The organism is Erythrobacter sp. (assembly GCF_038133525.1).
Lineage (GTDB): Bacteria > Pseudomonadota > Alphaproteobacteria > Sphingomonadales > Sphingomonadaceae > Qipengyuania.
Genome location: NZ_JAYPTL010000162.1, coordinates 1 through 260, shown reverse-complemented (window position 1 = coordinate 260; position 260 = coordinate 1). Strand labels below are relative to the sequence as shown.

Genomic DNA, 260 nt, shown 5'->3' with positions numbered 1-260 from the left:
CTTGCCGTGCTGACCGGCAATATCGCATTGGACGGCTGCATCGTGAAGACCGCGGGCGTCGATGAAAAGATCCTGAAATTCACCGGCCCCGCGCGCGTCTATGAAAGCCAGGAGGCTTCGGTCGCGGGCATTCTCGCGGGCGACGTCAAGGCGGGCGAAGTCGTGGTGATCCGCTACGAAGGTCCGCGTGGCGGTCCGGGCATGCAGGAAATGCTCTACCCCACCAGCTACCTGAAATCGAAGGGGCTGGGCGCGGCCTG

Annotated in this window: 1 protein-coding gene; it reads left to right on the top strand. The window is 63.8% G+C overall.

The genetic code is table 11. The annotated features are described in order from the left end of the window. Positions 1-260 (top strand): dihydroxy-acid dehydratase (locus AAFM29_RS17525; protein WP_341714001.1); only part of this gene is annotated, 260 nt, incomplete at both ends.